21 protein-coding genes are annotated in these 25,350 nt (G+C 73.8%); 10 read left to right on the forward strand and 11 right to left on the reverse strand.

The features are described from left to right. Positions 1-11: 11 nt before the first annotated feature. The 4 genes from ACIRS1_RS10020 to ACIRS1_RS10035 are packed head-to-tail and all read left to right on the forward strand — an operon-like array spanning position 12 to position 3,929. Positions 12-971 carry an ABC transporter permease gene (locus ACIRS1_RS10020; protein WP_360208679.1) on the forward strand — a complete coding sequence of 320 codons (960 nt, stop codon included), beginning with the start codon at positions 12-14 and terminating at the stop codon, positions 969-971. After that, the gene (locus ACIRS1_RS10025) at positions 968-1,954 is read left to right on the forward strand and encodes an ABC transporter permease (protein ID WP_360208681.1); all 987 of its coding nucleotides are present in this window, start codon (positions 968-970) and stop codon (positions 1,952-1,954) included. Before ACIRS1_RS10020 ends, ACIRS1_RS10025 begins: the two co-directional genes overlap by 4 nt. Continuing rightward, complete coding sequence (locus ACIRS1_RS10030) at positions 1,954-2,955, forward strand: ABC transporter ATP-binding protein (RefSeq protein ID WP_402838277.1); 1,002 nt, start codon at positions 1,954-1,956, stop codon at positions 2,953-2,955. The genes ACIRS1_RS10025 and ACIRS1_RS10030 overlap by 1 nt, the downstream gene beginning before the upstream one ends. Beyond that, positions 2,952-3,929 (forward strand): oligopeptide/dipeptide ABC transporter ATP-binding protein, encoded by a 978-nt coding sequence (locus tag ACIRS1_RS10035; protein ID WP_360208687.1) that lies wholly within the window; start codon positions 2,952-2,954, stop codon positions 3,927-3,929. The genes ACIRS1_RS10030 and ACIRS1_RS10035 overlap by 4 nt, the downstream gene beginning before the upstream one ends. A 511-nt stretch (positions 3,930-4,440) precedes the next feature. On the opposite strand, the gene ACIRS1_RS10040 is transcribed toward ACIRS1_RS10035, so the two are convergent. The 3 genes from ACIRS1_RS10040 to ACIRS1_RS10050 form a co-directional block, all read right to left on the reverse strand. After that, a complete protein-coding gene (locus ACIRS1_RS10040; RefSeq protein WP_402838280.1) occupies positions 4,441-6,810 on the reverse strand; it encodes an immune inhibitor A domain-containing protein in 2,370 nt (789 codons plus the stop codon). 143 nt (positions 6,811-6,953) lie between these two features. Continuing rightward, the gene (locus ACIRS1_RS10045; RefSeq protein WP_402838283.1) at positions 6,954-7,331 is read right to left on the reverse strand and encodes a YrdB family protein; all 378 of its coding nucleotides are present in this window, start codon (positions 7,329-7,331) and stop codon (positions 6,954-6,956) included. A 141-nt stretch (positions 7,332-7,472) separates the two neighbouring features. Beyond that, a complete protein-coding gene (locus tag ACIRS1_RS10050) occupies positions 7,473-9,557 on the reverse strand; it encodes a prolyl oligopeptidase family serine peptidase (protein ID WP_402838285.1) in 2,085 nt (694 codons plus the stop codon). A 53-nt stretch (positions 9,558-9,610) separates the two neighbouring features. Here ACIRS1_RS10050 and ACIRS1_RS10055 point away from each other — a divergent pair, with 53 nt between their 5' ends. Beyond that, on the forward strand, positions 9,611-10,813 hold the full coding sequence (locus ACIRS1_RS10055) for an aminotransferase class V-fold PLP-dependent enzyme (protein WP_402838287.1): 1,203 nt from the start codon (positions 9,611-9,613) through the stop codon (positions 10,811-10,813). Positions 10,814-10,862: 49 nt separating this feature from the next. Here the strand turns inward: ACIRS1_RS10055 and ACIRS1_RS10060 are convergent, their stop codons facing one another. Both ACIRS1_RS10060 and ACIRS1_RS10065 read right to left on the reverse strand, forming a co-directional pair. After that, positions 10,863-11,267: an ArsR/SmtB family transcription factor gene (locus tag ACIRS1_RS10060; RefSeq protein WP_402838289.1), complete on the reverse strand. Its 405-nt coding sequence runs from the start codon at positions 11,265-11,267 to the stop codon at positions 10,863-10,865. Between the two features lie 29 nt (positions 11,268-11,296). After that, a complete protein-coding gene (locus ACIRS1_RS10065) occupies positions 11,297-11,671 on the reverse strand; it encodes a hypothetical protein (RefSeq protein ID WP_360208703.1) in 375 nt (124 codons plus the stop codon). Between the two features lie 254 nt (positions 11,672-11,925). On the opposite strand from ACIRS1_RS10065, the gene ACIRS1_RS10070 reads away from it, so the two are divergent. Then, positions 11,926-14,781 carry a DEAD/DEAH box helicase gene (locus ACIRS1_RS10070; RefSeq protein WP_360208933.1) on the forward strand — a complete coding sequence of 952 codons (2,856 nt, stop codon included), beginning with the start codon at positions 11,926-11,928 and terminating at the stop codon, positions 14,779-14,781. Between the two features lie 69 nt (positions 14,782-14,850). Here the strand turns inward: ACIRS1_RS10070 and ACIRS1_RS10075 are convergent, their stop codons facing one another. The 3 genes from ACIRS1_RS10075 to ACIRS1_RS10085 all read right to left on the reverse strand — a co-directional run bounded on the left by ACIRS1_RS10075 (position 14,851) and on the right by ACIRS1_RS10085 (position 17,748). Then, on the reverse strand, positions 14,851-15,753 hold the full coding sequence (locus tag ACIRS1_RS10075) for a 5'-3' exonuclease (RefSeq protein ID WP_360208936.1): 903 nt from the start codon (positions 15,751-15,753) through the stop codon (positions 14,851-14,853). A 58-nt stretch (positions 15,754-15,811) separates the two neighbouring features. Next, a complete protein-coding gene (locus ACIRS1_RS10080; protein ID WP_387905832.1) occupies positions 15,812-16,867 on the reverse strand; it encodes a cation diffusion facilitator family transporter in 1,056 nt (351 codons plus the stop codon). A gap of 152 nt (positions 16,868-17,019) precedes the next feature. Beyond that, a complete protein-coding gene (locus ACIRS1_RS10085; protein ID WP_360208707.1) occupies positions 17,020-17,748 on the reverse strand; it encodes a gamma-glutamyl-gamma-aminobutyrate hydrolase family protein in 729 nt (242 codons plus the stop codon). Positions 17,749-17,903: 155 nt separating this feature from the next. On the opposite strand from ACIRS1_RS10085, the gene ACIRS1_RS10090 reads away from it, so the two are divergent. The 3 genes from ACIRS1_RS10090 to ACIRS1_RS10100 all read left to right on the forward strand — a co-directional run bounded on the left by ACIRS1_RS10090 (position 17,904) and on the right by ACIRS1_RS10100 (position 21,438). After that, entirely contained in the window at positions 17,904-19,289 is a 1,386-nt protein-coding gene (locus ACIRS1_RS10090) for a glutamine synthetase family protein (RefSeq protein WP_402838293.1), read from the forward strand. A gap of 61 nt (positions 19,290-19,350) precedes the next feature. After that, positions 19,351-20,139: a 3-oxoacyl-ACP reductase gene (locus ACIRS1_RS10095; protein WP_402838295.1), complete on the forward strand. Its 789-nt coding sequence runs from the start codon at positions 19,351-19,353 to the stop codon at positions 20,137-20,139. Between the two features lie 108 nt (positions 20,140-20,247). Next, positions 20,248-21,438, forward strand: coding sequence for a DUF2510 domain-containing protein (locus tag ACIRS1_RS10100; RefSeq protein WP_402838297.1), 1,191 nt, complete (start codon positions 20,248-20,250; stop codon positions 21,436-21,438). A 159-nt stretch (positions 21,439-21,597) separates the two neighbouring features. Here ACIRS1_RS10100 and ACIRS1_RS10105 read toward each other — a convergent pair whose 3' ends face one another. From ACIRS1_RS10105 to ACIRS1_RS10115, 3 genes are all read right to left on the reverse strand, one after another. Then, on the reverse strand, positions 21,598-22,521 hold the full coding sequence (locus tag ACIRS1_RS10105) for a lytic polysaccharide monooxygenase (RefSeq protein WP_360208716.1): 924 nt from the start codon (positions 22,519-22,521) through the stop codon (positions 21,598-21,600). Between the two features lie 240 nt (positions 22,522-22,761). After that, positions 22,762-23,220: a hypothetical protein gene (locus ACIRS1_RS10110; protein WP_402838299.1), complete on the reverse strand. Its 459-nt coding sequence runs from the start codon at positions 23,218-23,220 to the stop codon at positions 22,762-22,764. A gap of 15 nt (positions 23,221-23,235) precedes the next feature. After that, positions 23,236-24,447, reverse strand: a complete 1,212-nt coding sequence (locus tag ACIRS1_RS10115; protein ID WP_402838301.1) for an alanine racemase — start codon at positions 24,445-24,447, stop codon at positions 23,236-23,238. A gap of 91 nt (positions 24,448-24,538) precedes the next feature. Between ACIRS1_RS10115 and ACIRS1_RS10120 the strand changes: the two genes are divergently transcribed. After that, positions 24,539-25,312, forward strand: a complete 774-nt coding sequence (locus ACIRS1_RS10120; protein WP_360208724.1) for an SseB family protein — start codon at positions 24,539-24,541, stop codon at positions 25,310-25,312. The last annotated feature ends 38 nt before the right edge of the window (positions 25,313-25,350 follow it).

Genomic DNA, 25,350 nt, shown 5'->3' on the forward strand with positions numbered 1-25,350 from the left:
GGGCCGCACCGATGAGTACCACCACTGAGCCCGCCGCCGTGGACAGCACGGCGGCGGGCCCCGCGAAGGCCGCCGGACGCGGCCCGTGGCGGCTGGTCTGGGACCAGCTGTGGGCGAAGGGGTCGGCCCGCTTCGGCCTGATCACGGTCGGCGTGCTGCTGCTCGCCGCCGCCCTGGCCGGACCGCTGAGCTCGCTCGGCGGCTGGTCCCCCGAGGAGTTCGACAAGCGCGCCGTCGACCCGTACCTGGGCGGCATGCCCCGGGGCGACTTCGGCGGCATCGGGGCCCGGCACTGGCTGGGCGTCGAGCCGATCACCGGGCGCGACCTGTTCGCCCGGGTGCTGCACGGCGGCCAGGTCTCGCTGCTGATCGCCTTCACCGCCACCGCCGTGGTCGTGGCCACCGGCACGCTGGCCGGCATCGCCGCCGGCTACTTCGGCGGCCGGACCGACACCCTGTTGTCCCGGCTGATGGACCTCACGATGTCCTTCCCCTCGCTGATCTTCATGATCGCGATGATGTCGGTGGCCAGGGACGTCAACCGGATCCTGCTGATCACCCTGGTCATCGGCCTGTTCACCTGGCCCGGCATCGCCCGCGTGGTGCGCGGACAGACCCTGTCGCTCAAGCACCGGGAGTACGTCGAGGCCGCCAAGGTCGGCGGGGCCCGCTCCTGGCGGATCCTCACCCGGGAGATCCTGCCGAACGTCTCCGGCCCGATCATCGCCTACACCACGCTGCTCATCCCCGGCATGATCGCCACCGAGGCCGCGCTCAGCTACCTCGGCGTGGGCGTCCGCCCGCCGACGCCCTCCTGGGGCCAGATGATCGCCGAGAGCATCGTCCACTACGAGACCGACCCGACGTACTTCCTGATCCCGACGGTCTTCCTGTTCCTCGCCGTGCTCGCCTTCACCCTGCTCGGGGACGCGCTGCGCGACATCCTCGACCCCCGGGGAGGCCGGTCGTGATCCTCTACCTCGGGCGCCGCCTGCTCGGCGTGGCGGGCATCCTGCTCGCCATCTGCGCCATCACCTTCACCATCTTCTACCTGCTGCCGAACGATCCGGCCGCGGCGGCCTGCGGGAAGACCTGCAGCCCCGAGCGGCTCGCCGACGTCAAGGCCGCGATGGGCCTGGACAAGCCGGTCTGGGAGCAGTTCCTCGCCTACCTGGGCGGCATCTTCGCCGGCCGCGACTACGGCAGCGGCCCCAGCGCCGTGCACTGCGGCTTCCCGTGCCTCGGCTACTCCTACGAGTACGGCCTGCCGGTCTGGGACCTGCTCACCGACCGCCTCCCGGTCTCGATCTCGCTGGCCCTCGGCGCGGCCGTGCTCTGGCTGCTCCTCGGACTGGGCGCCGGCGTCACCTCGGCGCTGCGCAAGGGCGGGGTCACCGACCGGACCCTGATGGTGCTCTCCGTCGGCACCGCCTCGCTGCCGGTCTACTTCACCTCGATCATGCTGATCTGGGGCGTCGTGCGCACGGCCGGGCTGCTGCCCTACCCGGCGTACCACGCGTTCGGCGAGAACCCCTTCGCGTGGGCCTCCAACCTGCTGCTGCCGTGGATCGCGCTGGCCCTGCTGTACGCGGCCATGTACGCCCGGCAGAGCCGCAACTCGATGATCGAGACGATGGCCGAACCGTACATCCGCACCGCCCGGGCCAAGGGCCTGCCGGCGCGGACCGTCACCGTCAAGCACGGACTGCGCGCCGGGATGACGCCGATCCTCACCATCTTCGGCATGGACCTCGGCGGGCTGCTGGCCGGTGCCGTCATCACCGAGTCCATCTTCGGCCTGCCGGGCGTCGGCCGGCTGTTCTACGACGGCCTGGGCCGCTCCGACCAGCCCGTCATCCTCGGCGTCACCCTGCTCGCGGCCTTCTTCATCGTCGCGGCGAACCTGCTGGTCGACCTGCTCTACGCGTTCGTCGACCCGAGAGTGAGGTACTGATGACCGCACTGTTGGAGGTCGAGGACCTCGGGGTCTCCTTCGACACGCCCCGCGGCGTCGTCCGGGCGGTGGACGGCATCTCCTTCACCGTCGGGGCCGGGCGCACGCTCGGCCTGGTCGGCGAGTCCGGCAGCGGCAAGTCGGTCACCTCGCTGGCCGTCATGGGACTGCACCGCGGCGCCGCCGTCACCGGCTCGATCCGGCTGAACGGGCAGGAGCTGAACGGGCTGGGCGAGCGCGAACTCGGCGCCGTCCGGGGCCGCCGGATCGCGATGATCTTCCAGGACCCGCTGTCCAGCCTGCACCCCTTCTACACCGTCGGGGAGCAGATCGCCGAGCACTACCGGGTGCACTTCAGGGCCTCCCGCAAGGCCGGCCGCGAACGCGCGGTCGAGATGCTGGCGGAGGTCGGCATCCCGGAGCCGGCCCGCCGGGTCGACGAGTACCCGCACCAGTTCTCCGGCGGCATGCGCCAGCGCGTCATGATCGCCATGGCGCTCGCCTGCGAGCCCGAGCTGCTGATCGCCGACGAGCCCACCACGGCCCTCGACGTCACCGTCCAGGCGCAGATCCTCGACCTGATCGCCCGCATCCAGCAGGAGCGCGGCCTCGGCGTCGTCATGATCACCCACGACCTCGGCGTGGTCGCCCGGGTCGCCCACGAGGTGCTGGTGATGTACGGCGGCCGGGCCGCCGAACAAGCGCCGGTGGACCGGCTGTTCGCCACCCCCGCGCATCCCTACACCCGAGGCCTGCTGGACTCGCTGCCCCGGCTGGACGACACCGACGACGCCCCGCTGCGGGCCATCCCCGGCAGTCCGCCGTCACTGATCGCCCCCGCCCCCGGCTGCTCCTTCGCCCCGCGCTGCGCCCGCACCACCGCCGCGTCCGCCGAGGAACACGCCCGCTGCCGGGCCGAGCGCCCGCTGCTCGGCCCGCTCGCCCCCAGCCACCAGGCCGCCTGCCACCTGCCGCTGGTGCCGGAAGGAGCACGGCCATGACCGACACCCTGCTGTCCGTACGGGACCTGGTGAAGACCTTCCCCGGCCGGCGCGGGCGCACCGGCCGCCCCGGCCCCCCGGTCCGGGCCGTGGACGGCGTCAGCTTCGACGTCGGACGCGGCGAGACGCTCGGCCTGGTCGGCGAGTCCGGCTGCGGCAAGTCGACCACCGGGCGGATGATCGTCCGGCTGCTCGACCCGACCTCGGGCACCGTCACCTTCGACGGCACCGAGATCGGCGGGCTCCCGCAGGCCCGGCTGAGGCCGTACCGCAGGCACCTGCAGATGGTCTTCCAGGACCCGTACTCCTCGCTCAACCCCCGGCAGACGGTGGCCCGGATCATCTCCGAGCCGATGCTGATCCAGGGTTCGAGCGCGGCGGACGCGCGCCGGCGGGCCGGCGAGCTGATGGACCTGGTCGGGCTGATCCCCGAGCACATCGACCGCTACCCGCACGAGTTCTCCGGCGGCCAGGCGCAGCGCATCGGCATCGCCCGCTCGCTCGCCACCTCGCCCAGGCTGGTCATCGCCGACGAGCCGGTCTCCGCGCTCGACGTGTCCATCCAGGCCCAGGTGGTCAACCTGATGGAACGGCTCCAGCGGGAGCTCGGCCTGGCGTACGTGTTCATCGCGCACGACCTCTCGGTGGTCAAGCGGGTCTGCGACCGGGTGGCGGTGATGTACCTCGGGCGGATCGTCGAGATCGGCGACAAGGCCGAGGTCTACGGCAACCCCGCGCACCCGTACACCAGGGCGCTGCTGTCCGCGGTGCCGCTGCCGGACCCGGCGGCGGAGCGGGCCCGGGAACGGATCGTGCTGCTCGGCGACCCGCCGAGCCCGGCCAACCCGCCGTCCGGGTGCACCTTCCACCCGCGCTGCCCGAAGGCGCAGGAGGTCTGCCGGACGGAGCGTCCGCTGCTGCAGATCGCCGGTGCGGGCGGCCGGCAGGCGGCCTGCCACTTCCCGGAGGCCTGACTCCGGGTACGGGCCGGCCGCGGGGGCGCACCCCGCGGCCGGCCGGCACGGACCGCCGTACCGTCCCGCTGTTCCCACGCGGGGCGGTGCGGCATCCAACGGGCGAGGGGCACACCCTCGCCGTCACGCGCCCGGTCGGACGCGGCGGGGAACCTCACGAGGGCCGCGTCCGACCGGGTTCTCGCGCTGCCCGGCGGGGCCCCGGCGGGGCGCCCCGCCGGGCTTCGGTCTGCGGCCGGGCCACCGGTGGCCGAACGGCCCTTGCCCAGGTCGCCGCCGGCCGAACTCGGCCCTCTCCCTGGTCGCCGACGGCCGAACGGCCCTTGCCCGGGCGGGACGTGCGCCCGCCCGGTGCGGTGGGCGGGGCACGGAACGGCCCCGGTTCCCTTCGTCGGAAGGGAACCGGGGCCTTCGCCGTCCGGGTGCGATCCGGCGGGCCGCACCCGGACGGTCGTGGATCAGTTGTGCTCGGTGGTGTCCGACCGTGGTCCGGTCGTGGTCCGGTCGTGCCTCAGGAGGCCGGCCCCACCCGCACGGTGGTGATCCGCCCGCCCTGGGACTCCCGGACGACCTCGATCCGGGTGTTGGTGTCCGGCACCTTCACCGAGAGCTGCGGGGTTGCCGGGTCGGCGTACACGCCGGTGTGGTCGTTGAACACCGGGACGGCCGGCTCGGACGGGATCCGCACCGCGACGCCGCCCTTGTGCAGGGTGAACGGCGTGGTCGGCTTGAGCGAGAACGTCGCGTCGTAGGTCTGCGCCCGCCCGTTGACCAGGGTGCCGTCGGCGAAGCGGATCGGCGCCGGGTGGGCGTCGATCGGCAGGATCAGCCCGCCGCCGGGGTGGTCCTTGGTGTTGTTGTCGCCGTAGGAGGTGTCCCACAGCCAGAGCAGGACGCCCTCCTGGTACGGGTAGGTGTCGACGACGTTGGCCTTGCCGGTGACGCCGGTGTACCCGAAGTTGTACGGGCCGGTCTTCAGGAACGCGCCGTATCCGGTGTAGCGGCGGTTCTCGGCGATGTACGCGCGGGGGTGCTGCTTGACGGCGGTGCGGCCGGTGATGACGGTGAAGCCGGTGGCGGTCCAGCCGCCGGTGCCGTTCTCGGCGCCGTCGGCGAACAGCACGGTGCCGCCGGCGGTCAGCTGCACGGCGTCGACCAGTACGCCGCGGCCGTGGGTGTTGCCGTCCGAGGTGGCGTGGACGCGCAGCCGGACCTGCTGGCCGAGGTAGCCGTCCAGCGGGATGTGCAGCTTCCGGTAGCCGCCCGAACTGCCGCTGAGGCCGGGGGTGTTGGCGGTGGTGTTGCCGATCGGCGAGCCGTCCACGGTGCCGCCCAGTGCCGTCCAGTGCTTGCCCTGGTCGGTGGTGGCCTCGACGGTGAGGAAGTCGTAGTCCTGTTCGGTGTCGTACCAGACCGCCGCGTCCAGGGCGGCCGGTCCGGCGGCGGTGCGCAGGTCGACGTCCCGGGTGAGGGAGTTGTCGAGGTTGTCGCCGGTGTCGCTCCACCACTGCCTGCCGCCCTCGTACGGGTCGGCGAGGTCGGTGCTGGTGGTGCCGTCCGGCAGGTGGACCAGGACGGCCTGGGCCTGGTCGGTGTTGTAGCTGCTCACCCCGAGGGCGTGGCTGGACCGGGTGGCGGCCTGCGCCTCGTCGTAGTTGAGCCAGCCGAACTGGAGCTTGCTCCAGGCGTCGAGGTCGCCCGGGTAGCCGCCGGTGGTGTTCGGCCCCTTGCCGAGGTAGGAGCCGGAGGACATCAGCGACCAGAAGTTGACGCTGTTGTCGCCGCCGGTGGTGCTGTACAGGTCCGGCAGGCCGAGGTTGTGGCCGTACTCGTGGGCGAACAGGCCGACACCGCTGTTCTCGCCGGCCTGGACGTAGTCGTAGACGTAGAGGCCGGTGTCGCCGACCGGCGCGCCGCCGATCTTGTCGCCCTCCGGCCCGGTCTGGCCGGTGGCGTCCGGGAACGCCCAACTGCGGTGCGCCCACAGCGCGTCGGCGCCCTGGGCGCCGCCGCCCCAGGTCTCGTCGACGCCCGCGTGCACCACGATGACGTTGTCGAGGTAGCCGTCGGGGCGGTCGAAGTCGCCGTCCTTGTCGTGGTCGTAGCGGTCGTGCACGTCGTACTGGGCGAGCTGGGCCCTGATGTCGGCCGCGCTGCGGCCCTTGGCGATCTCACCGTCGTACCAGGCCTTGACGGCGTCCCGGACGAACTCCTGGGCCTGGGTCCAGGCGCCGGAGCCCTGCGGGCCCTTGTTGCTGCCGTAGCGGGCCTCGTTGTACGGCACGGTGACCCAGTCGCTGACGGTGCCCTGGACGTCGTACCGGCCGGAGGACTGGGTGCGGTAGTAGTTGCGCATCGACACGGCGCCCGGCGTGTCGTCGAAGAACATCTTCTGGTAGTGGTCCCGGTCGAAGTCGGCGGACCACAGGGTGTGGTTGTCGTCCCGGCCCGGCTCGGGGATCTGGTTGTGCCGCGGGCCCGGGGTGCCGCCGTAGCGGGGCTGGCCGTTGTACTCGGTGGTGTTGTCGACCTGGTCGCCGAACTGGGCGAGGATCACGAAGACCTTGTCGGTGCGCTGGTGGGCGAGCTCGACGTAGTCGTTGCCGACCTTCACCCTGGCGGGGGCCCGCTTGTCGGCGGTCTTGGCGACGGTGCCCTTGTTGAGCTGCTCCAGGGCCTTGCTGCGGAGGGCCTGGCGTTCGCGCTCCTGGGGGACGAGCGGTGCGGGCGGGGCTTCGGCGCCGCCGGCCCCGGCGCCCTGCTCGGCGGCGGCGATGGCGGCGGGTGCGGGGGGTGCGGCCTGGGCGGGGGTGCCCAAGAGGGTGGCCGCTATCGCGCTCGTGGTGAGCGCGGCCGCGAGTGCCGCGGACAGTCTGCGCAACTGACCGGTCCTTTCCGGGGGATGGGGGATCGTGCTTCGGCGAAGCGCAGGTAATATTTCACATGTCACGGGTCACGTGGAAGAGGGTCGGCGCAAGCGGAGGGGCGCCGCACCGTCGGTGCGACGCCCCTCCTGTCGGCGCGTCAGCGGGTGGTGTACTCCACCGTCACGCTCACCACCACGAGCACCCCGTACACCACCGCGAGGGTGCTGCGCCCGGCCCCGTGGAGCGCCAGCGCGGCCGAGCCGAGCACGGCCAGCTTGAGCACGATCTCCACGGCGAGCGGCTGCGGGAACCGTGGGCCGCCCGCGGCCAGGAACAGGCCCCACAGTCCGGCCGCGAGGGCGGGCGCGCCGATGCCCAGCAGCAGCCGGACGGCGAGCGTGGAGCCGGTCCTGAACCCCCAGTAGCAGAGCGCCGCCAGCATCGCGAGCTCCAGTCCGAACGCGAGCCCGCCGTTGACCGCGGTCAGCGGCGTCCACTGCCGTCGGCCGATCGGCCCGGGTCTTTCGATCCTCATCCGTCCGCTCTCCCCGTCGTCGTCGCGCCGCCCGGGCCGGGCGGCGACCACGCGGAGTGTCGCAGCCCGGCCCGGCGAACTCAACGGTCCGGCCCGGCGAGCTCAACGGTCCGGCCCGGGGAACGGCGCGGGAGGGCGGGTTCAGCCCAGGGAGGAGCGCAGGAAGGCCAGTTCGGCCAGCGCGACCTGTTCGTTCACCCCGCCCGGAGTCATGTGGGTGACGCCCGGCAGCGGCAGCACGGCGTGCGGGCGGCCCGCCCTGGTGAGGGCCTCCGACAGCAGCAGGGTGTGCGAGGGGTGGACGTTGTCGTCCGCCAGCCCGTGGATCAGCAGCAGCGGCCGGGTCAGCCCCGGGGCGTCGGTGACCAGGCAGTCGTCCGCGTAGCCCTCCGGGTTGTCCCGGGGCAGCGCCAGGTAGCGCTCGGTGTAGGCGGTGTCGTAGTGCCGGAAGTCGGTGGGCGGGGCGCCCGCGCAGGCCGCGTGGAACACGTCCGGGCGGCGCAGCACGGCGAGCGCCGCGAAGTAGCCGCCGTAGGACCAGCCGCGGACCCCGACCCGGTCGAGGTCCAGGTCGGGATGCCGCTCGGCGAGCGCGTGCAGGGCGTTCACCTGGTCGTCCAGGGCCACCCGGGAGAAGCGGCGGAAGATCGCCCGGGTGAACTCCGGCGAGACGAACGGGGTGCCGCGGTTGTCGGTGGTGACCACGGCGAAGCCCTGGTCGGCCCACCACTGGCGGAGCTGCCAGCGGCGCGGCTCGTTGGCCACGGCCTGGAAGCCGGGGCCGCCGTACACGTCCAGCAGGACCGGCAGCCGGCGGCCGGGGACGTGCCCGCGCGGGTACACCACGGCGGTGGGCAGGGCGAGTTCGGTGACCCGTGCGAGGCTCGGCCGGACCCGGAACGGCAGTGCGGCGGCGAGGTCGGTGAGCGGCAGCTCGGCGCCGTCCCCCTCCGTGCCGAAGCCCCGCAGCAGCCGGCGGCGGACGCCGTCCGCGTCGGCCGAGGTGAGCAGCAGGGTGTCGGCCGCGGCCAGCGCCGAGTGCACGCCGCCGCCGGTGCTGACGGCCTCGGGCGCGCCGCCGTCCGGGTCGACCAGGTGGACGTGCTGGTCGGCCGGATCGCCGTGGCCGGTCTCGCAGAGCAGCCGGCCGCGCAGCCGGCCGACCACCCGGCGGACCTGCAGGCCGGTGGTGTCCAGTGGCTTGCCGTCCACGGCGAGTCCGCGGGCCTGCGGGGTGTCGTGGACGGTGAGCAGCCGGCCGTCGGCCAGCCGGGCGGGCGTGCCGGGCAGGTCGTCGACCCAGAACGCGTCGGTGGTGCGGGAGAGTTCGCGGACCGCGCCGGTGGCCGGGTCGGCGGTCAGCAGCAGGACGTTCTGCTGCAGCCGGTCGGCGACGGTGAGCAGGACCTCGTCGTCCGAGGCCCACTCGGCGGCGCAGAGGTACGGGTACGCCGCGGCGTCCCACTGCAGCCGGACCTTGCCGCGGTCGAGGCCGAGGACCCAGAGCTGGACGTCGGCGTTGGGGCCGCCCGCCAGCGGGTAGGCGAAGTCCTCGGCGGGCTCGCCGGGCCGGGCCGGATCGGCGAAGTACCGCCGGGGGAGGGCGGATTCGTCGACCCGGGCGGCCAGCAGGGCGCCGCCGTCCGGGCGCCACCAGTGGCCGCGGGAGCGGCCGAGCTCCTCGGCGGCGGCGAACTCCGCGACGCCCCAGCGGGCACCGTCGGCGGGGGAGAGCGGCGCGGGGTCCGGGGTGACGTACAGGGCGTCCTCGGCGACGTAGGCGACGCGCTCCCCGGTGGCGTCCGGCCGGGGGTCGAACGCGGGCCCGGCGACGGGGAGTTCGGTGCTGGTGGCGGTGGCGGTGTCGGTGCGGAACAGTCGGCCGTCCAGGACGAACACGGCGGTCGCGAGGTCGGCGGTGGCCGCGTACCCGCCGATGCCGGCGGCGACCAGCCGGGTGCGCTCGCGCAGCCGGCGTTCGACGGCGGGCAGGTCGTCGCGGTGGCCGGTGCGCCCGGGGGCGAGCGCGGCGGGGTCGGCGACCAGCCGTTCCGTGCCGGTGGCGGTGTCGAGCAGGTGGAGGCGGTCGACCGGGTCCTCGGGGCCGGTGGAGCGGAGCAGCAGCAGCCGGGTGCCGTCCTCGGCGAGGGTGAACGCGCGCGGGGCGCCGAAGGTGAACCGGCCGGTTCGGGCGCTGCGGGACAGGAAAGGATCGGTGATGGTCACGGCCCGATGGTGGTCGCGGTGCCCGGGGCCGGACCAGTACTCTGTCATGTGAAATGTCACACATCACGACCTGGGAGGATGCCGTGATCGAGGACCTGTGGGCCGCCGAACCCCCGGCCCCGCTGCCCGCGGCCGACGGGCTGTTCAGCGTCTCGGCGGGCGCGGCGCACCTGAACCACGGCTCGTTCGGTGCGGTGCCCGTCCCGGTGCAGCGGGTGCAGGAGGAGCTGCGCACCGAGCACGAGCTCGACCCGGACGGCTTCTTCGCCGACCTGCCGGCCCGGATCGCGGCGGCCCGGATCCGGATCGCCGCCGACCTGGCGGCCGACCCGGACCGGCTCGCCCTGGTCTCCAACGTCACCGAGGCGGTCGCGATCGCCCTGGACACCGTCCCGCTCCGGCCCGGCGACCGGATCCTGGTCACCGACCACGGCTACGGCGCGGTGACCGGGGCGGCGACCCGGCGGGCCGCCGAGACCGGTGCCGAACTGGTCGTGGCCGAGGTGCCGCTGGACGCCCCGGACGAGCGGGCCGTACGGGAGGCCGTGCTCGCCGCCGTCGACGAGCGGGTCACCGTCGCCGTGCTCGACCAGCTCACCTCGCCGACCGCCCGGCTGGTGGCCGGTCCGGCCCTGCTCGCCGAGCTGCGCGCACGCGGTGTCACCACCGTCGTGGACGGCGCCCACGCGCCCGGCATGCTGCCCGCCCCGGCCGACCCGCACGCCGACTTCTGGTTCGGCAACCTGCACAAGTGGGCCTTCGCCCCGCGCGCCACCGGGGTGCTCGCCGTGGCGCCGGACTGGACGGAGCGGGTGCGTCCGCTCGCCCTGTCCTGGGAGCACGACAAGGGCTTCCCCGGCAACGTCGAATGGCGCGGCACCTGCGACTACACACCGTGGCTGGCCGCCCCGGCCGGCTTCGACCTGCTGCGCTCGCTCGACGCCGCCGCGGTGGCCGCGCACAACACCGCGCTCGCCGCGTACGGCCAGCGGGTGCTCGCCGAGCGGGCCGGCCTGCCGCCGCTGCCCGGCACGCCCGGGGTGTGGATGCGGGCCGTCCGGCTGCCGGCCGGCCGCTGCGAGACGGAGCAGGAGGCGAAGGCGCTGATGGCCGAGGTGTGGCGGCGGCTGGCCACCCGGATCGCGGTGCGCCCGTGGGCCGGCGGCGGGGTGCTGCGGGTCAGTGCGCAGCTGTACAACCGGCCGGGGGAGTACGAGCGGCTGGCCGAGGGGCTGGCCGGGCTGCTGAAGGGCTGAGCGGGCGGGGCGGGCCGGGCCCCGTCGGGCCCGCGCGCCGTTCGGCCTCCTATCCGGCGGCCTGCCCGGCACCCAACTGGGCTTCCCGGTCGGCACCCTGCTCGGGGCCCGGCTCGTCGGCCCGGTCGGCGCCGGCCCGCAGTTCGGCGAGCAGCAGGTTCTGGTCCGCGAGCAGCCCGGTGAGGATCCGCCGGGCCGCTCGCAGCAGGTCGGCCACGTCGCCGCCGGCCAGTGCGTACACCACGGTGCTGCCCTCCCGGGTGGCGGTGACGATGCCGGACCGGCGCAGCACCGCGAGCTGCTGGGAGAGGCTGGACGGTTCGACCGCCAGCTCGGCCAGCAGGTCGCGCACCGGTGTCGGGCCGGCCTGGAGCAGTTCCAGCACCCGGATCCGGACGGGATGGCCGAGCATCCGGAAGAACTCGGCCTTGGCCTGGTACAGCGCTACCGCCACGAGGCCCCCCTTCCCTGGTGTCGGCCCGCTCAGATCTCCAGCGCGACTTCGATCCGCTTGAGCTGGTGGCGGGCCATCGCCAGGTTGGAGCGGGTGCGGTTGAGGGCGAGGAACAGGAAGAGGCCGCGGCCGCTGGGCGTGGTGATCGGCCGGACCATGTGGTACTGGTTCGTGAGGCTGATCAGGATGTCCTCGATGTCGTTGTCGTGCAGGTTGAGCATCTCCATGGCCCGCATCTTGGCCCGGACCACGTCGGTGTTCCCGGCGGCGGCGACGTTGAGGTCGAGCTCCCCGCCGTCGCCGAGGCTGCCGAGCGCCATGCCGCTGCCGTAGTCGACCAGCGCGACGCCGATCGCGCCGTCGATCGCCATGGCCTCCTTGAGGGACGTCTCCAGGTTCGCCATCGTCGGTGTCCTCCCGTGAGTAGGTGGCGGTGAGCCCGCTGTGAGACCGAAGGTAAGCAGGACCGCTCGGGTTCCACCGCGAATGATCGGAGACGTTCGAAGCTGGTCGGACTCTGATCACTTGAAGACATTTGCAACTATGGATCTGAGAGAGATCTGATCTCGCAGCTCGGAAAAACGGTGCTATCGATGTCAGTGCCGCCGGGTAACCTCTCGCTGAGATGCGAGATCACACCAACCACACCCGGACGGCGATGAACACCCCTGAGCCCGAGCCCCACGACGACCGGGAGCTCAGCCCCGCCGAGGCGTACGCGGCCAGCCGCCGCCGGGCCAAGGAGCAGGCCTCCGCCCTCCACGGCTTCCGGCAGCTGTACGACTTCCCGCTGGACGACTTCCAGGTGGAGGCCTGCGAGGCGCTGGAGGCCGGCTCCGGCGTGCTCGTCGCCGCCCCCACCGGCTCGGGGAAGACCATCGTCGGCGAGTTCGCCGTCCACCTGGCCCTCCAGGCCGGCCGCAAGTGCTTCTACACCACGCCGATCAAGGCGCTGTCGAACCAGAAGTACGGGGACCTCGTCAAGCGCTACGGCGCCGCCAAGGTCGGCCTGCTCACCGGCGACAACACCGTCAACGGCGACGCCCCCGTGGTGGTCATGACCACCGAGGTGCTCCGCAACATGCTCTACGCGGGCTCCAGCACCCTCGACGGCCTCGGCTACGTCGTCATGGACGAGGTCCACTACCTCGCCGACCGCTTCCGCGGCGCCGTCTGGGAGGAGGTCATCATCCACCTCCCCGAGTCGGTCACCCTCGTCTCGCTCTCCGCGACCGTCTCCAACGCCGAGGAGTTCGGCGACTGGCTGGACACCGTCCGCGGCGGCACCAGGGTCATCGTCTCCGAGACCCGCCCGGTGCCGCTGTGGCAGCACGTGATGGCCGGGAACCGGATGTACGACCTGTTCGCCGACCCGGACCGCGACGGCCGCCCCAAGGCCGGCCCGCGCAACCCCGGCAAGCTGGTCAACCCCGAGCTCGTCCGGCTCGCCCGCTCCGAGCTCGACCGCAACCCGCGCGACCGCTTCGGCCGCGGCCGGGGCCGCAGCATGCCCAACGGGCGCCCTGGCCGGGTCTGGACCCCGGGCCGGGTGGACGTCATCGACCGGCTCGACGCCGAGGGCCTGCTCCCCGCGATCACCTTCATCTTCAGCCGGGCCGGCTGCGAGGCCGCCGTCCAGCAGTGCCTCAGCTCCGGCCTGCGGCTCAACAAGGACGGCGACCGCGCCAGGGTCCGGGCCATCGTCGAGGAGCGCTGCGCCGACATCCCCGACGAGGACCTGCACGTCCTCGGCTACTTCGAGTGGCTGGACGGCCTGGAGCGCGGCATCGCCGCCCACCACGCCGGGATGCTGCCGCGGTTCAAGGAGGTCGTCGAGGAGCTGTTCGTGAAGGGCCTGGTCAAGGCCGTCTTCGCCACCGAGACGCTGGCCCTCGGCATCAACATGCCCGCCCGCTCGGTGGTCATGGAGAAGCTCGTCAAGTGGAACGGCGAGACCCACGCCGACGTCACCCCCGGCGAGTACACCCAGCTCACCGGCCGGGCCGGGCGGCGCGGCATCGACATCGAGGGCCACGCCGTGGTGCTCTGGCAGCGCGGCCTCGACCCGGAGGCGCTGGCCGGGCTCGCCGGCACCCGCACCTACCCGCTCAAGTCCAGCTTCCGGCCCTCCTACAACATGGCCGTCAACCTGGTCTCCCAGTTCGGCCGGCACCGCTCGCGCGAACTGCTCGAGACCTCCTTCGCCCAGTTCCAGGCGGACCGCTCGGTGGTCGGCATCGCCCGCCAGGTCCAGCGCAACGAGGAGGGCCTGGACGGCTACCGGGCGTCGATGACCTGCCACCTCGGCGACTTCGACGCGTACATGGACCTGCGCCGCCGGCTCAAGGACCGCGAGAACGAGCTCGCCCGCGAGGGCAGCAGCCAGCGCCGCGCCGCCGCCGTCGAGTCCATCGAGCGGCTCAAGCCGGGCGACGTCATCCACGTCCCCACCGGCAAGTTCGCCGGTCTGGCGCTGGTCCTCGACCCGGGCCTGCCGCCGGTCGACCGCTCCGGCCGGGGCGGTTCGCGCCACCCCGACTTCCAGGACGGACCGCGCCCGGTGGTGCTCACGGCCGAGCGGCAGGTCAAGCGCCTCGCCATGATCGACTTCCCGCACCCCGTCGTCGCCGTCGAGCGGGTGCGCATCCCGAAGTCCTTCAACCCGCGCAGCCCGCAGTCCCGCCGGGACCTCGCCTCCGCGCTGCGCACCAAGGCCGGCCACCTGGAGCCCGAGCGGTTCCGCCGCGGCCGGGCCGCCGCCGCGGACGACCCGGAGATCACCCGGCTGCGCACCGAGCTGCGCCAGCACCCCTGCCACGGCTGCGACGAGCGCGAGGACCACGCCCGCTGGGCCGAGCGCTACCACCGGCTGCACCGGGACACCGAGCTGCTGGAGCGCCGGATGCGCTCCCGCACCCACACCATCGCCCGCACCTTCGACCGGGTCTGCGGACTGCTCGCCGACCTCGGCTACCTGCAGGGCGACGCCGTCACCGAGGACGGCAAGCGGCTCGGCCGGCTCTACGGCGAGCTCGACCTGCTCGCCTCCGAGTGCATCCGCGAGGGCGTCTGGAGCGGCCTGGCCGCCGCCGAGCTCGCCGCCTGCGCCTCCGCGCTCGTCTACGAGGCCCGGCAGGCCGACGACGCCGGCGCCCCCCGGGTGCCGGAGGGCGCCGCCAAGGAGGCGCTCGGCCAGATGGTCCGGATCTGGGGCCACCTCGACGCCCTGGAGGAGCAGCACCGGATCAACACCGCCGAGGGCGTCGGCCAGCGCGAGCCCGACCTCGGCTTCGCCTGGGCCGCCTACCGCTGGGCCCTCGGCCACAGCCTGGACCAGGTCCTGCGGGACGCCGACATGCCGGCCGGCGACTTCGTGCGCTGGACGAAGCAGCTGATCGACGTCCTCGGCCAGATCCAGGACGCGGCGGGCGAGGACGTCGAGCTCCGCAGGACGGCCCGCAAGGCCGTCGACGGCCTCCGCCGCGGCATCATCGCCTACTCCTCGGTGGGCTGAGCCGCACCCGGAGCGCGAAGGGCCCGCACGGAGTGATCCGTGCGGGCCCCTCGCGTCCGCGTCGCGCGGTCAGCGGGCGGCCAGGGCCTCCAGGACGCGGTCCAGGGAGGTGCCGAGGCCCCAGCGGGTGGAGAGCTCCTCCAGGGTCATCGGGTCCAGCGGCTCGTGCGGGAGGGCCGGGTCGAAGGCGGGGAGCGGGGCGTCCTCGGCGACCCGGACCACCGTGGGCGCGACGTCGAGGTAACCGGCGCCCTCGACGATGTTGCGGCGGCGGGCCGGAGTGAGCTTCGAGCCGACGTCCAGGGCGGCGGCCCGGATGGCGGCGAGGTCGCCGTACTCGTTGATCAGCTGGGCGGCGGTCTTCTCGCCGATGCCCTTGACGCCGGGCAGGCCGTCGGACGGATCCCCGCGCAGGGCCGCCATGTCGGCGTACTGCGCGCCCCGCACGCCGTACTTCCCCACCAGCAGGGCGTCGTCGGTGACCTGCAGGTTGCCCATCCCCTTGACCGGATAGAGCACGGTGATCCGCCGGGCGTCGTCGACCAGTTGGAAGAGGTCGCGGTCGCCGGTGACGATCTGCACCGGGCCCGTCGCGCGGGCGGTGAGGGTGCCGATCACGTCGTCGGCCTCGTAGCCGGGGGAGCCGACCCGGGCGATGCCGAGCGCGTCCAGCACCTGCTCGATCACCGGGACCTGCGGGGCGAGGGTGTCCGGCACCTCCTCCTCGCCGTCCTGGGCCGCCTCGGCGACCCGGTGGGTCTTGTACGAGGGGACGAGGTCGACCCGCCACTGCGGGCGCCAGTCGGCGTCCATGCAGGCGACCAGCTGGTCGGGGCGGTGGTCGTGGACCAGCCGGGCGATGAAGTCCAGCAGGCCGCGGACGGCGTTGACCGGCTCACCCTGCGGGGAGCGCAGGGTGTCCGGTACGCCGAAGTAGGCCCGGAAGTACAGGCTGGCGGAGTCGAGCAGCATCAGTCGGGGTGCGGTCACGCGTCAGATCATGCCGTACGGGGGCGACGGCGGGTGGTCTTCAGTGCTCGTGCGGGCCGGCGCGGTGGACCGGGCCGTGCGCGTCCGCGCAGTGCTCGGCCGACAGCTCGCCCGGGGCGGCGATCTGCAGCAGCGCGCCCGCCTCGTCCTCGCCGACGTGGTCGACCTGGAGCGTGCTGTGGGTGATGCCGTACTCGTCGGCCAGCCGCCGCTGCAGGGCGCGCCGCACGGCGTGGCAGTCGCCGCCCGGGGTGACCAGGATGTGCGCCGACAGGGCCGGCTGGTTGGAGGTGATCTCCCAGATGTGCAGGTCGTGGATCTCCTCGACCAGCGGCTGGGCGACCATCCGGTCGGCGACGGTGTCCGGGTCGATCCCGGCCGGGGCGGCCTCCAGGAAGATCCGGCCGGAGTCCCGGACCAGGCCCACGCCGGCCTTGAGCATCAGCGCGACCACGATCAGCGAGGCGATCGCGTCGGCCCGGACGAAACCGGTGGTCAGCATGACCACACCGGCGATGGCGGTGGCGACGAACGCGTAGAGGTCGGTGAGCACGTGCTGGAAGGCGCCCTCGACGTTCAGCGAGCTGCGGTTGGCCTTGGACATGCACCAGGTGGCGGCCAGGTTGACCACGATCCCGACCAGCGCGGTGATCAGGACCAGGGAGCCGGTGACCTCCGGCGGTTCGAGCAGGCGGGTGATCGCCTCGTAGCCCAGCCAGGCCGAGAGCACCAGCAGGGTCACGCCGTTGGCCTGCGCGGAGAGGATCTCGGCCCGCTTGAGCCCGTAGGTGTAGCCGCCGCGGGCCGGACGGGCGGACAGCCGCATCGCGACCAGGGCGAGGACGATCGAGGCGGCGTCGGTGAGCATGTGCGCGGCGTCGGAGATCAGGGCCAGCGACTGCGCGGCGAAGCCCACCACGACCTCGCCGGCCATGAAGACGACGATCAGGGCGAGTGCGCTGATCAACCAGCGGCGGTCGGCGTCGGCGGCGACGGCGTGCGAGTGGCCGCCGTGGCCGTGGCCGTGACCGCCGTGGCCGTGGGAGTGCTTGTGGTCATGCGCATGATCGTCGAGGGAGTGCTCGTGCCCGGCCATCGAAGTCCTCTCTGGACGCACGGGTGGGAGGAGACGGGCCGCGATCGCCCCGCACCCGAAGTGAACCCCAGATCGGACAAAGATCCAAAGGTTGTACTGGTGACCGTTGTCGTTGCCGTTCAGGGTGCGCCACCGGCCGGGGGAACCGGCCGCTAGAGCAGCACCGCCGCGTCCAGGTGGGCCGCGGTCGCGGCCTGGACGAGGGCCTGCATCACCCGCAGGTCCTCGCCCTGTTCCGGGTGCCACTGGACACCCAGGGTGAACCCGGGGCCCTCCACCGCCTCCACCGTGCCGTCCGGTGCGTGCGCGCCGACCCGCAGGCCGTCGCCGAGCCGGTCGACGGCCTGGTGGTGGAAGGTCGGCACCTCCAACTCGCTCTCCGGCAGCAGCCCGCCGAGCAGCGTGCCGGGCACCGGCCGCACCAGGTGGGTGCCGTACCGGCCGGGCGTCCCCGCGTGGACGTCCACCGCCACGACGTCGGGCAGGTGCTGCACGAGCGTCCCGCCGCAGACCACGTTGAGCACCTGCATGCCGCGGCAGATCCCCAGCAGCGGCATCCCCGCGGCCAGGGCGGCCCGCAGCAGCGCGACCTCCCAGCGGTCGCGCTCGGGCGAGTCCACCTCGGTCCGCGGGTGGGCGGGTTGCCCGTAGTAGGCGGGGTCGACGTCGGGCCCGCCGGCGATGACCAGTGCGTCGAGCCGGGCCAGCACCTCGGGGGCGCGCTCGGGGGCGTCGGGCGGCAGGAGGACGGCGATCCCGCCGGAGTCCTGGACGAACGCGGTGTACCGCTCGGGCACGAGGGCCACCCGGCGGTCGCGCCAGTCGCTCCAACTCGCGCCGACCACGTAGGTGCTGACGCCGATGAAAGGCCTGCGATCCATGGCGGGCATTCTCCTCCCGCACCGTTCGTTCCCCCGTCAACCACGCGTATCGGCGCGCCACACCCGCCCGCCCTCTTCCGCGCCGTCCGCCGTAGGCCGTACGGTTCGCTGTGACCGTGTGATCTCGAAGCGTGATCGAGGAGGAGGGTTCCGTCATGTCCGAGAACGCCGCCGCGGGCGCTCCGGCCCGTCCGCCGCTGACCCTGGACGAACTGCGCACGCTGGTGGACACGGGCGAGGTGCACACCGTCGCGCTCGCCTTCACCGACATGCAGGGCCGGCTGCAGGGCAAACGGTTCGCCGCCCGCTTCTTCCTGGACGAGGTCGTGGAGCACGGCGCCGAGGCCTGCGACTACCTGCTGGCCGTGGACGTGGACCTGAACACCGTGGACGGCTACGCCTTCTCCTCCTGGGCCACCGGCTACGGCGACTTCGCGATGCGCCCCGACCTCGCCACCCTGCGGCTGACCCCCTGGCAGCCGGGCACCGCGCAGGTCACCGCCGACCTGGCCCGGCACGGCGGCCACGCGGTGGACGCGGCCCCGCGCCAGATGCTGCGCCGCCAGATCGCGCGGCTGGCCGAGTACGGGCTGGCGGCCGACATCGGCACCGAGTTGGAGTTCCTGGTGTTCCGGGACACCTACGAGCAGGCCTGGCTCGGCGGCTACCGCGGCCTGACGCCCGCGAACCTCTACAACGTGGACTACTCGATGCTGGGGACGGCCAGGGTCGAGCCGCTGCTGTCCCGGATCCGCAGCGAGATGGCCGGCGCGGGCCTGGTGGTGGAGTCGGCGAAGGGCGAGTGCAACCTCGGCCAGCACGAGATCGCCTTCCGCTACGCGGACGCGCTGACCACCTGCGACCAGCACAGCGTCTACAAGACCGGCGCCAAGGAGATCGCGGCGCAGCAGGGTTGCGCGCTCACCTTCATGGCCAAGTACGACGAGCGCGAGGGCAACAGCTGCCACATCCACCTGTCACTGCGCGACGCGGTCGGCGCGCCGGCCTTCGCGGACCGGGACGGCCGGATGACCGACACCATGCGGCACTTCCTGGCCGGCCAGTTGACGGCGCTGCGCGAGTTCAGCCTGCTGTACGCGCCGAACATCAACTCCTACAAGCGGTACCGGCCGGGCTCGTTCGCGCCGACGGCGGTGGCCTGGGGCCGGGACAACCGGACCTGCGCGTACCGGGTGGTGGGCCACGGCCCGGGCCTGCGGATGGAGAACCGGGTGCCGGGCGGCGACGTCAACCCGTACCTGGCGGTGGCGGGGATGATCGCGGCGGGCCTGGACGGGCTGCAGCGGAAGCTGGAGCTGCCGGCGCCGTGCCTGGGCAACGCCTACGCGGTGGAGGAGTACGCCCGGGTGCCCGGTTCGCTGCGCGAGGCGGCCCGGTTGTGGGCGCAGAGCGAACTGGCCCGGACGGCCTTCGGGGACGACGTGGTCGACCACTACCTGAACATGGCCAGGGTCGAGCAGAGCGCGTACGACGGCTCCGTCACCGACTGGGAGCGCTACCGGTCCTTCGAGCGCCTGTGAGGCGGGCCGGCGCGCGCCCGGCCGGGGACGTCGTCATCCAGAATGAGGAGTGGGAAGCCCGATGACCGAGAAGGACGCCGCGGTGTGCCGCCGGCTGGTCGGCCGGACCGCCGTGATCACCGGTGCGGGCAGCGGGATCGGCCTGGCGGCCGCCCGCCGGCTCGCCTCCGAGGGCGCGAAGGTGGTCTGCGCCGATCTGGACGAGGAGTCCGGCCGGGCGGCGGCCGAGGAGGTCGGCGGCCTGTTCGTGCACACCGACGTCACCGACCCGTCCATGGTGGAGGCGCTGTTCGACGAGGCGTACGAGACGTACGGGAGCGTCGACGTCGCCTTCAACAACGCGGGCGTCTCGCCGCCCGAGGACGACTCGATCCTGACCACCGGCCTGGACGCCTGGCGGAAGGTGCAGGAGGTCAACCTGACCTCGGTGTACCTGTGCTGCCGGGCGGTGCTGCCGTACATGCGCCGGCACGGGCGGGGCTCGATCATCAACACGGCCAGCTTCGTGGCGCGGATGGGGGCGGCGACCTCGCAGATCTCGTACACCGCCTCCAAGGGCGGGGTGCTGGCGATGTCCCGGGAGCTGGGCGTGCAGTTCGCGCGGGAGGGGATCCGGGTGAACGCGCTGTCGCCGGGGCCGGTGGACACCCCGCTGCTGCGGGAGCTGTTCGCGAAGGACCCGGAACGGGCCGCCCGCCGGCTGGTGCACATCCCGCTCGGCCGGTTCGCCCGGGCGGAGGAGATCGCCGCCGCGGTGGCCTTCCTCGCGAGTGACGACTCGTCGTTCATGACAGCGGGCGAGTTCCTGGTCGACGGCGGGATCTCGGGGGCGTACGTCACGCCGGTGTAGCCGCGGCGCGGAGGCCGGGCCGCTTCTCACCGTAATCTCATCGAAAACCGCCGGAATTCCCTGCATCGCTGATTTCGCGTTTATCCGCGTGCCTTTAGATTCGATGTCGTGAGCGAGCAGATTCCCGCCGGGTGGTACCCGGACCCGAAGGACACCGGCGGCGACCCGAGACCGCAGCGCTGGTGGGACGGCAGGGGCTGGACGGCCAGCACCCGGCCCGCACCCTCGGACGCCCCGGAGCCGGACGCCCCGGCCGCCGGGGCTCCGGGGCCGGAGGCCGCCGAGGAGCCCACGGTGCTGGAGGGCGAGGTGCTGGACAGCGGGCCGACCGTCCGTTACCCGGAACCGCCGCCCTTCGGCGCCGCGTACGGCACCGCCGTGCCGCCGCCCCGCAAGGCCCGCCGCCGCCCCTCCCGGCTGGTGATCGCGACGGCCGTCGCGGCGCTGCTGGGCCTGGGCGCCGGCTCGGGGATCACCTACCTGGCGATGGACGGCCACACCGGTGACCGCCCGCACCGCAGCGCCCGCCCGGCCGCGCCGTACGGCGAGAACGGCCCCTGGGGCGGCCTGCCCGGCCTCGGCGGCAACGGGCGCGGTGACAACGGCGGCGGCAGCAACGACGGCAGCGGCGGCAGCGGCGGCGGGAACAACGGCAACAACGGCGGCGGCAACGGCGGGCAGGGCAACGGCGGCCAGGGGAACGGCAACGGCCGGACCAGGCCCGGCGCGGGGAACGCGGTCGACCCCGTGAACCGGCTCAGCCTGCCGGTGCCCGCCGGCTGGCAGGCCGGTTACACCCCCGACGGCTACGCCTCGATCATCATCGGCACGTACGACTGCGACGGCGGTACCGGCTCCTGTTCCCTCGGCGGGGTCACCACCGGCCGGATCGCCGGCGGCGGCACGGACGCCCAGGCGGCGGCCAAGGCCGACATCGAGAAGGCCGCCAAGGACGCGTACGGCGACATCACCGGCCACCAGGAGCTGAAGTCCGAGGCCGTGAAGGTCAGCGGCCGGGACGGCTACCTGGTCCGCTGGAAGGTGGACGCGCCCAAGGGCAACAACGGCTACGTGCAGACCGTCGTGTTCCCGTCCGCCGACGGCAAGGCGCTCATCTCCGTGCACTTCGGCTTCGACATCGCCGACAAGGCGCCGGACCCGGGCGTGATGGACACCATCGTCAGCGGCATCGCGGACTACCAGGGCAAGCTGCCCTCGCTGCCCGGCGGCGGCATCCCCGGGATGCCCGGTTCCGGCGGGGCCGGGGGCCCGGGCGGCACCGGGGGCACCACCACCTGAGCCACCCGCTCCTCACCCGGCGGCGGCCCGCCCGGAGAGTGCTCCGGGCGGGCCGCCGTGGTCGTTCCGCGGGCCGGGCGGGCGGCGCTCCGCAGGGCGGTGCCGCATGACGGAACCGGACCGGACGGGGGATTGGCCGGTCCGGCTCCGTGTCCGGCGTCAGGAGTCGCGTCGAACAGCCTCGACGCGACGGCGCCGGAGCACCATGCCGGCCCAGCCGACGCCGATCGCGGCGGCGCCGGCCAGCAGCAGCGGACCGGTGGCCGAGGTGCCGACGGCCGCCGAGGCGGTCGGGATCACCACGCCTGCGGGGGAGTTCGGGTCCCCGCCGTGGCCGTGGTGGGCGACCGTGGACCGGGGTGCGTCGGCCGCGATCTGGGCGTCGCTGGGCGCGGCCGGGGCCTGCGCGGCGAGCGCCGACACGGCCTGGGTGCCGGCCGCGGCGGTGGCGCCGAAGTCGACGTCGGAGCAGCTGTAGAACGCCTCCGGACTGTCGCTGCGCTGCCACACCGTGTACAGCAGCTGGCGGCCGGTGCGCTGCGGCAGGGTGCCGGCGTAGCTGTAGTAGCCGTCGGTGGCGGTGCGGGTGACCTGCACCTGGGCGACCGGGGTCGGGTCGAGGTCCGACCACTTCAGCGGCTTGGTGGCGTCGTAGCCCGGCTTGGTGATGTAGACGGTCTGGGTGCCGAGGTGCGGCGCGGTGGTGCGGAACTGGAAGGTGAAGGCGCCGGCCTTGACCGGGGTGGCCGGCCAGTCGGTGCGCGGCCAGTCGAGGGCCTTGTACTTGTCGCGGTTGGCCGAGCAGAGCTTGCCGTCCGGGATCAGTGCCTGGTGGTTGCCGGCGGCGTTGGCGATGTTGACCTCGTTCCAGTCGTACAGCGGCTGGGTGCCGCTGGCGGCGACGAGGTCCTTGCAGACCTGGGAGACGGGGTGCTCGGGGCCTTCGGCGTAGCAGGCCGCGATCCGGCTGACCGGGTTGGTCATGGTGCCGTGGGCGCTGGCGGTGCCGGCGGTGGACACGGCCACCGAGAGGACCGCGGCGCCGACCACGCCCACGGACAGGGCGCTTCGCTTGATGGACATGGGGTGGGGACTCCTTGACCGTCGTTCCGGGCGGGTGTGGGGGAGCGGACACGCCTGCCCGTTCGGGGGCGCCGGCCCGGACGGCGGCCCCCGGCCAGAGCGTATGATTGGTCTGGACCAGCTGGCAATAGCCCTGCGTGTCACGCTTTCTGACGGACAGTACGGCCTGGAACAGTGCAAAGGCCCGACGGATCACCCGGGTTAGGCGATCCATCGGGCCCGCTTAAGACTGCGGAAAGGTCAGCGCTCCAGCTTGTGGATGATGCCGGCCTGGATGACGCTCTCGTTGAAGGTCGAGCCCCCGCTGATCGTGTTGGTGATGTACGTCGCGCCGGGCTCCGGCGCCGGCGCCGGGCTGAACTCGTCCAGGATCGAGCGGAGTTCGGCGACCATGGCCGGATCGTCGGCCAGCAGCCGGCGCAGCTTCGGCTCCCACTCGCCCTGCGCGCTCCGGGCGGCGGCCTCGCCGTCCCCCTCTTGTGCCGCGACCAGGTCGGCCCGGGTCTCCTCCAGCGCCTCGGAGACCGCCTCGGCCCGGCGGCCGAACATCGCGGCGACCCGCGGCCTGACCCGGTCCCAGGCCGAGGTGACCATGAGGCCCGCCAGCGCGGTCGCACCCCTCGTCGCAATCTCCGTGATCTCGGCGTCCATGCCGCTCCCCTCGTCGCTGCCCGCGGTGTCGCCACCACGGTAGAGCACGGAACTGACGCGCGGTCAGAGAAAGGCCTTCCCCTCGCCCCGGTAGGTGGGGACGGTCCGCACGACGCGGTCCCCCTCGATCAGGTGCAGCTCCGCGAAGCGCTCGCACAGCTCGCCCGCCTTGGCGTGCCGGAACCACACCCGGTCGCCGATCAGCAGGTCGTCGGCGGCCGCGCCGAGCAGCGGGGTCTGCACCTCGCCGGCGCCCTCCATCGGGTCGTAGCGCAGCCCGTGCGGCAGGTACGGCTCCGGGGAGCGGTCCTGGCCGGCCGCGCCGGACGCCGGGTAGCCGCCGCCGAGCACCGTCACCACGCCGACCCCGGGCCGGCGCACCACGGGCTGGCCGAACAGCGCGGCCGGACGGCCCCGGAAGGAGCGGTAGTTGTCGAACAGCCGGGGCTGGTAGAGCCCGGAGCCGGCGGCCACCTCGGTGACGGCGCGTTCGGCCACCGTGGACTCCACGCTGCCGGTGCCGCCGCCGTTGACGAACTCCAGGTCGGCCACCCGCCGCAGCCGCCGCACCACCGCCGCGCGCCGTTCGGCGAGTTCGGCGCGGGAGCGGTCCTGCATCAGCCGGATCAGCCGGGAGCGCACCGGGCGCCCCGGCAGCCGGTCGCCCACCCCGGCGACGTGCCCCTCGTACGCCATCAGGCCGACCACCCGGAAACCCCGGCGCTGCTGGACGAGTTCGGCGAAGGCGCCGAGGTCCTCGGGGGTGCGCAGCGGGGAGCGCCGGGCGCCGACCCGCACGCGGCCGCCGAGCAGGTGCAGCGCGGTGTCCAGCTCCAGGCAGACCCGCACCTCGGCGTCGCCGCCGCGGGCCTTGTCGATCAGGTCCAGCTGGGCGGGGTCGTCGAGGACGACGGTGACCTCGCGGGCGAGCTCCGGGTCGGCGGTGAGTTCGGCGTAGCCGGACCGGTCGGCGGAGGGGTAGGCGAGCAGGACGTCGCGCACGCCGGTGCGGGCCAGCCAGAGCGACTCGTCGAGGGTGAAGCTCATCACGCCGGCGAAGCCGTCGAGGGCCAGTACCCGGTCCAGCAGGGCCCGGCAGCGCACCGACTTGCTGGCGACCCGGACCGGCTTGCCGGCGGCCCGGCGCACCAGGTCGGCGGCGTTGGCGTCGAAGGCCGCGAGGTCGACGACGGCCACCGGCCCGTCCAGGTGTGCGGTGGCCCGGTCGTACCGGAGGCGGTCGGAGACCGGGGCGGGGGCATCGAGGATGACCATGGGCGCAGGGTGCCACACCGCGCTACCGGTGGGTAGGCCCCGCGTGCAGGGAAATGGGGCCGCCCGGGTGCGGTGGCATAGGCTCGGACGGGTGGACCGCAAAGACTTCTCCAACCCGGCGTTCGTCGGCAAGAGCATCCCGAACCCCGGCTTCGGCGAGGACGACGGCACCGCCGACCCGGCCCTCGCCGACGCGCTGGCCCGCTGGTCGCAGGACCGCGCGGCGGAGCCCGCGGTGCTGGCGGCGCTGACCCCCACCCGGCTGATGGTCCCGATCGTCGCCCTGCTCGGCGAGGTCGAGGTCGACGAGCACGGGCACAAGCACGACAAGAGCAGCGACATGGCCGTCCCGGTGCTGGAGGCGCCCGACGGCCGCCGCGCGCTGCCGGCCTTCACCTCGCTGGAGACGATGGCCCGCTGGCGGGCCGACGCCCGGCCGGCGCCGGTGGCGGCCCCGCAGGCGGCGATGGTGGCCTTCTCCGAGCGCGCCGACACCCTGCTGGTCGACCCGGCCGGCCCGGTCCCCTACCGGCTGGAGGGGGCCCGGCTCCGGGCGCTGGCGGAGAACCGCCCCTACCTGCCGCCGGTGCGCGACCCCGAGGTGCGCGAGGCGGTGCGGGCGCTGCTGGCAGCCGAGCCTCAGGTGGTCACCGGGCTGCTGGCGGCCTCGGAGGGCTCGGACGGGGTGCTCGCGGTGGTCCTCGACGCGGCGCTGGACCAGGCGGGCGTGCAGGCGGCCGCGCAGCGCGTCGGCCGGGCGGTGGCCGGGGACCCGCTGCTGCGGGTGCGGCTCGACCGGGGCCTCGACCTGGCGGTGCTGCCGGCGACGGCGCAGCTGCCCGGCGAGCCGCTGTACCGGCGGTAGCGCACCCCGCGCCCCCGTGGACAAAACGGCGAGGACCC

This window comes from Kitasatospora sp. NPDC101176 (assembly GCF_044768035.1).
In the GTDB taxonomy this organism is placed as follows: domain Bacteria; phylum Actinomycetota; class Actinomycetes; order Streptomycetales; family Streptomycetaceae; genus Kitasatospora.

Coding starts and splice junctions, on each gene's coding strand:
- ACIRS1_RS10090 (WP_402838293.1), top strand. CDS start 17,904: ATGTCCGAGAACGCCGCCGCGGGCGCTCCGGCCCGTCCGCCGCTGACC.
- ACIRS1_RS10030 (WP_402838277.1), top strand. CDS start 1,954: ATGACCGCACTGTTGGAGGTCGAGGACCTCGGGGTCTCCTTCGACACG.
- ACIRS1_RS10085 (WP_360208707.1), bottom strand. CDS start 17,748: ATGGATCGCAGGCCTTTCATCGGCGTCAGCACCTACGTGGTCGGCGCG.
- ACIRS1_RS10070 (WP_360208933.1), top strand. CDS start 11,926: ATGAACACCCCTGAGCCCGAGCCCCACGACGACCGGGAGCTCAGCCCC.
- ACIRS1_RS10115 (WP_402838301.1), bottom strand. CDS start 24,447: ATGGTCATCCTCGATGCCCCCGCCCCGGTCTCCGACCGCCTCCGGTAC.
- ACIRS1_RS10035 (WP_360208687.1), top strand. CDS start 2,952: ATGACCGACACCCTGCTGTCCGTACGGGACCTGGTGAAGACCTTCCCC.
- ACIRS1_RS10095 (WP_402838295.1), top strand. CDS start 19,351: ATGACCGAGAAGGACGCCGCGGTGTGCCGCCGGCTGGTCGGCCGGACC.
- ACIRS1_RS10080 (WP_387905832.1), bottom strand. CDS start 16,867: ATGGCCGGGCACGAGCACTCCCTCGACGATCATGCGCATGACCACAAG.
- ACIRS1_RS10020 (WP_360208679.1), top strand. CDS start 12: ATGAGTACCACCACTGAGCCCGCCGCCGTGGACAGCACGGCGGCGGGC.
- ACIRS1_RS10075 (WP_360208936.1), bottom strand. CDS start 15,753: ATGCTGCTCGACTCCGCCAGCCTGTACTTCCGGGCCTACTTCGGCGTA.
- ACIRS1_RS10045 (WP_402838283.1), bottom strand. CDS start 7,331: ATGAGGATCGAAAGACCCGGGCCGATCGGCCGACGGCAGTGGACGCCG.
- ACIRS1_RS10105 (WP_360208716.1), bottom strand. CDS start 22,521: ATGTCCATCAAGCGAAGCGCCCTGTCCGTGGGCGTGGTCGGCGCCGCG.
- ACIRS1_RS10065 (WP_360208703.1), bottom strand. CDS start 11,671: ATGGCGAACCTGGAGACGTCCCTCAAGGAGGCCATGGCGATCGACGGC.
- ACIRS1_RS10055 (WP_402838287.1), top strand. CDS start 9,611: ATGTCACACATCACGACCTGGGAGGATGCCGTGATCGAGGACCTGTGG.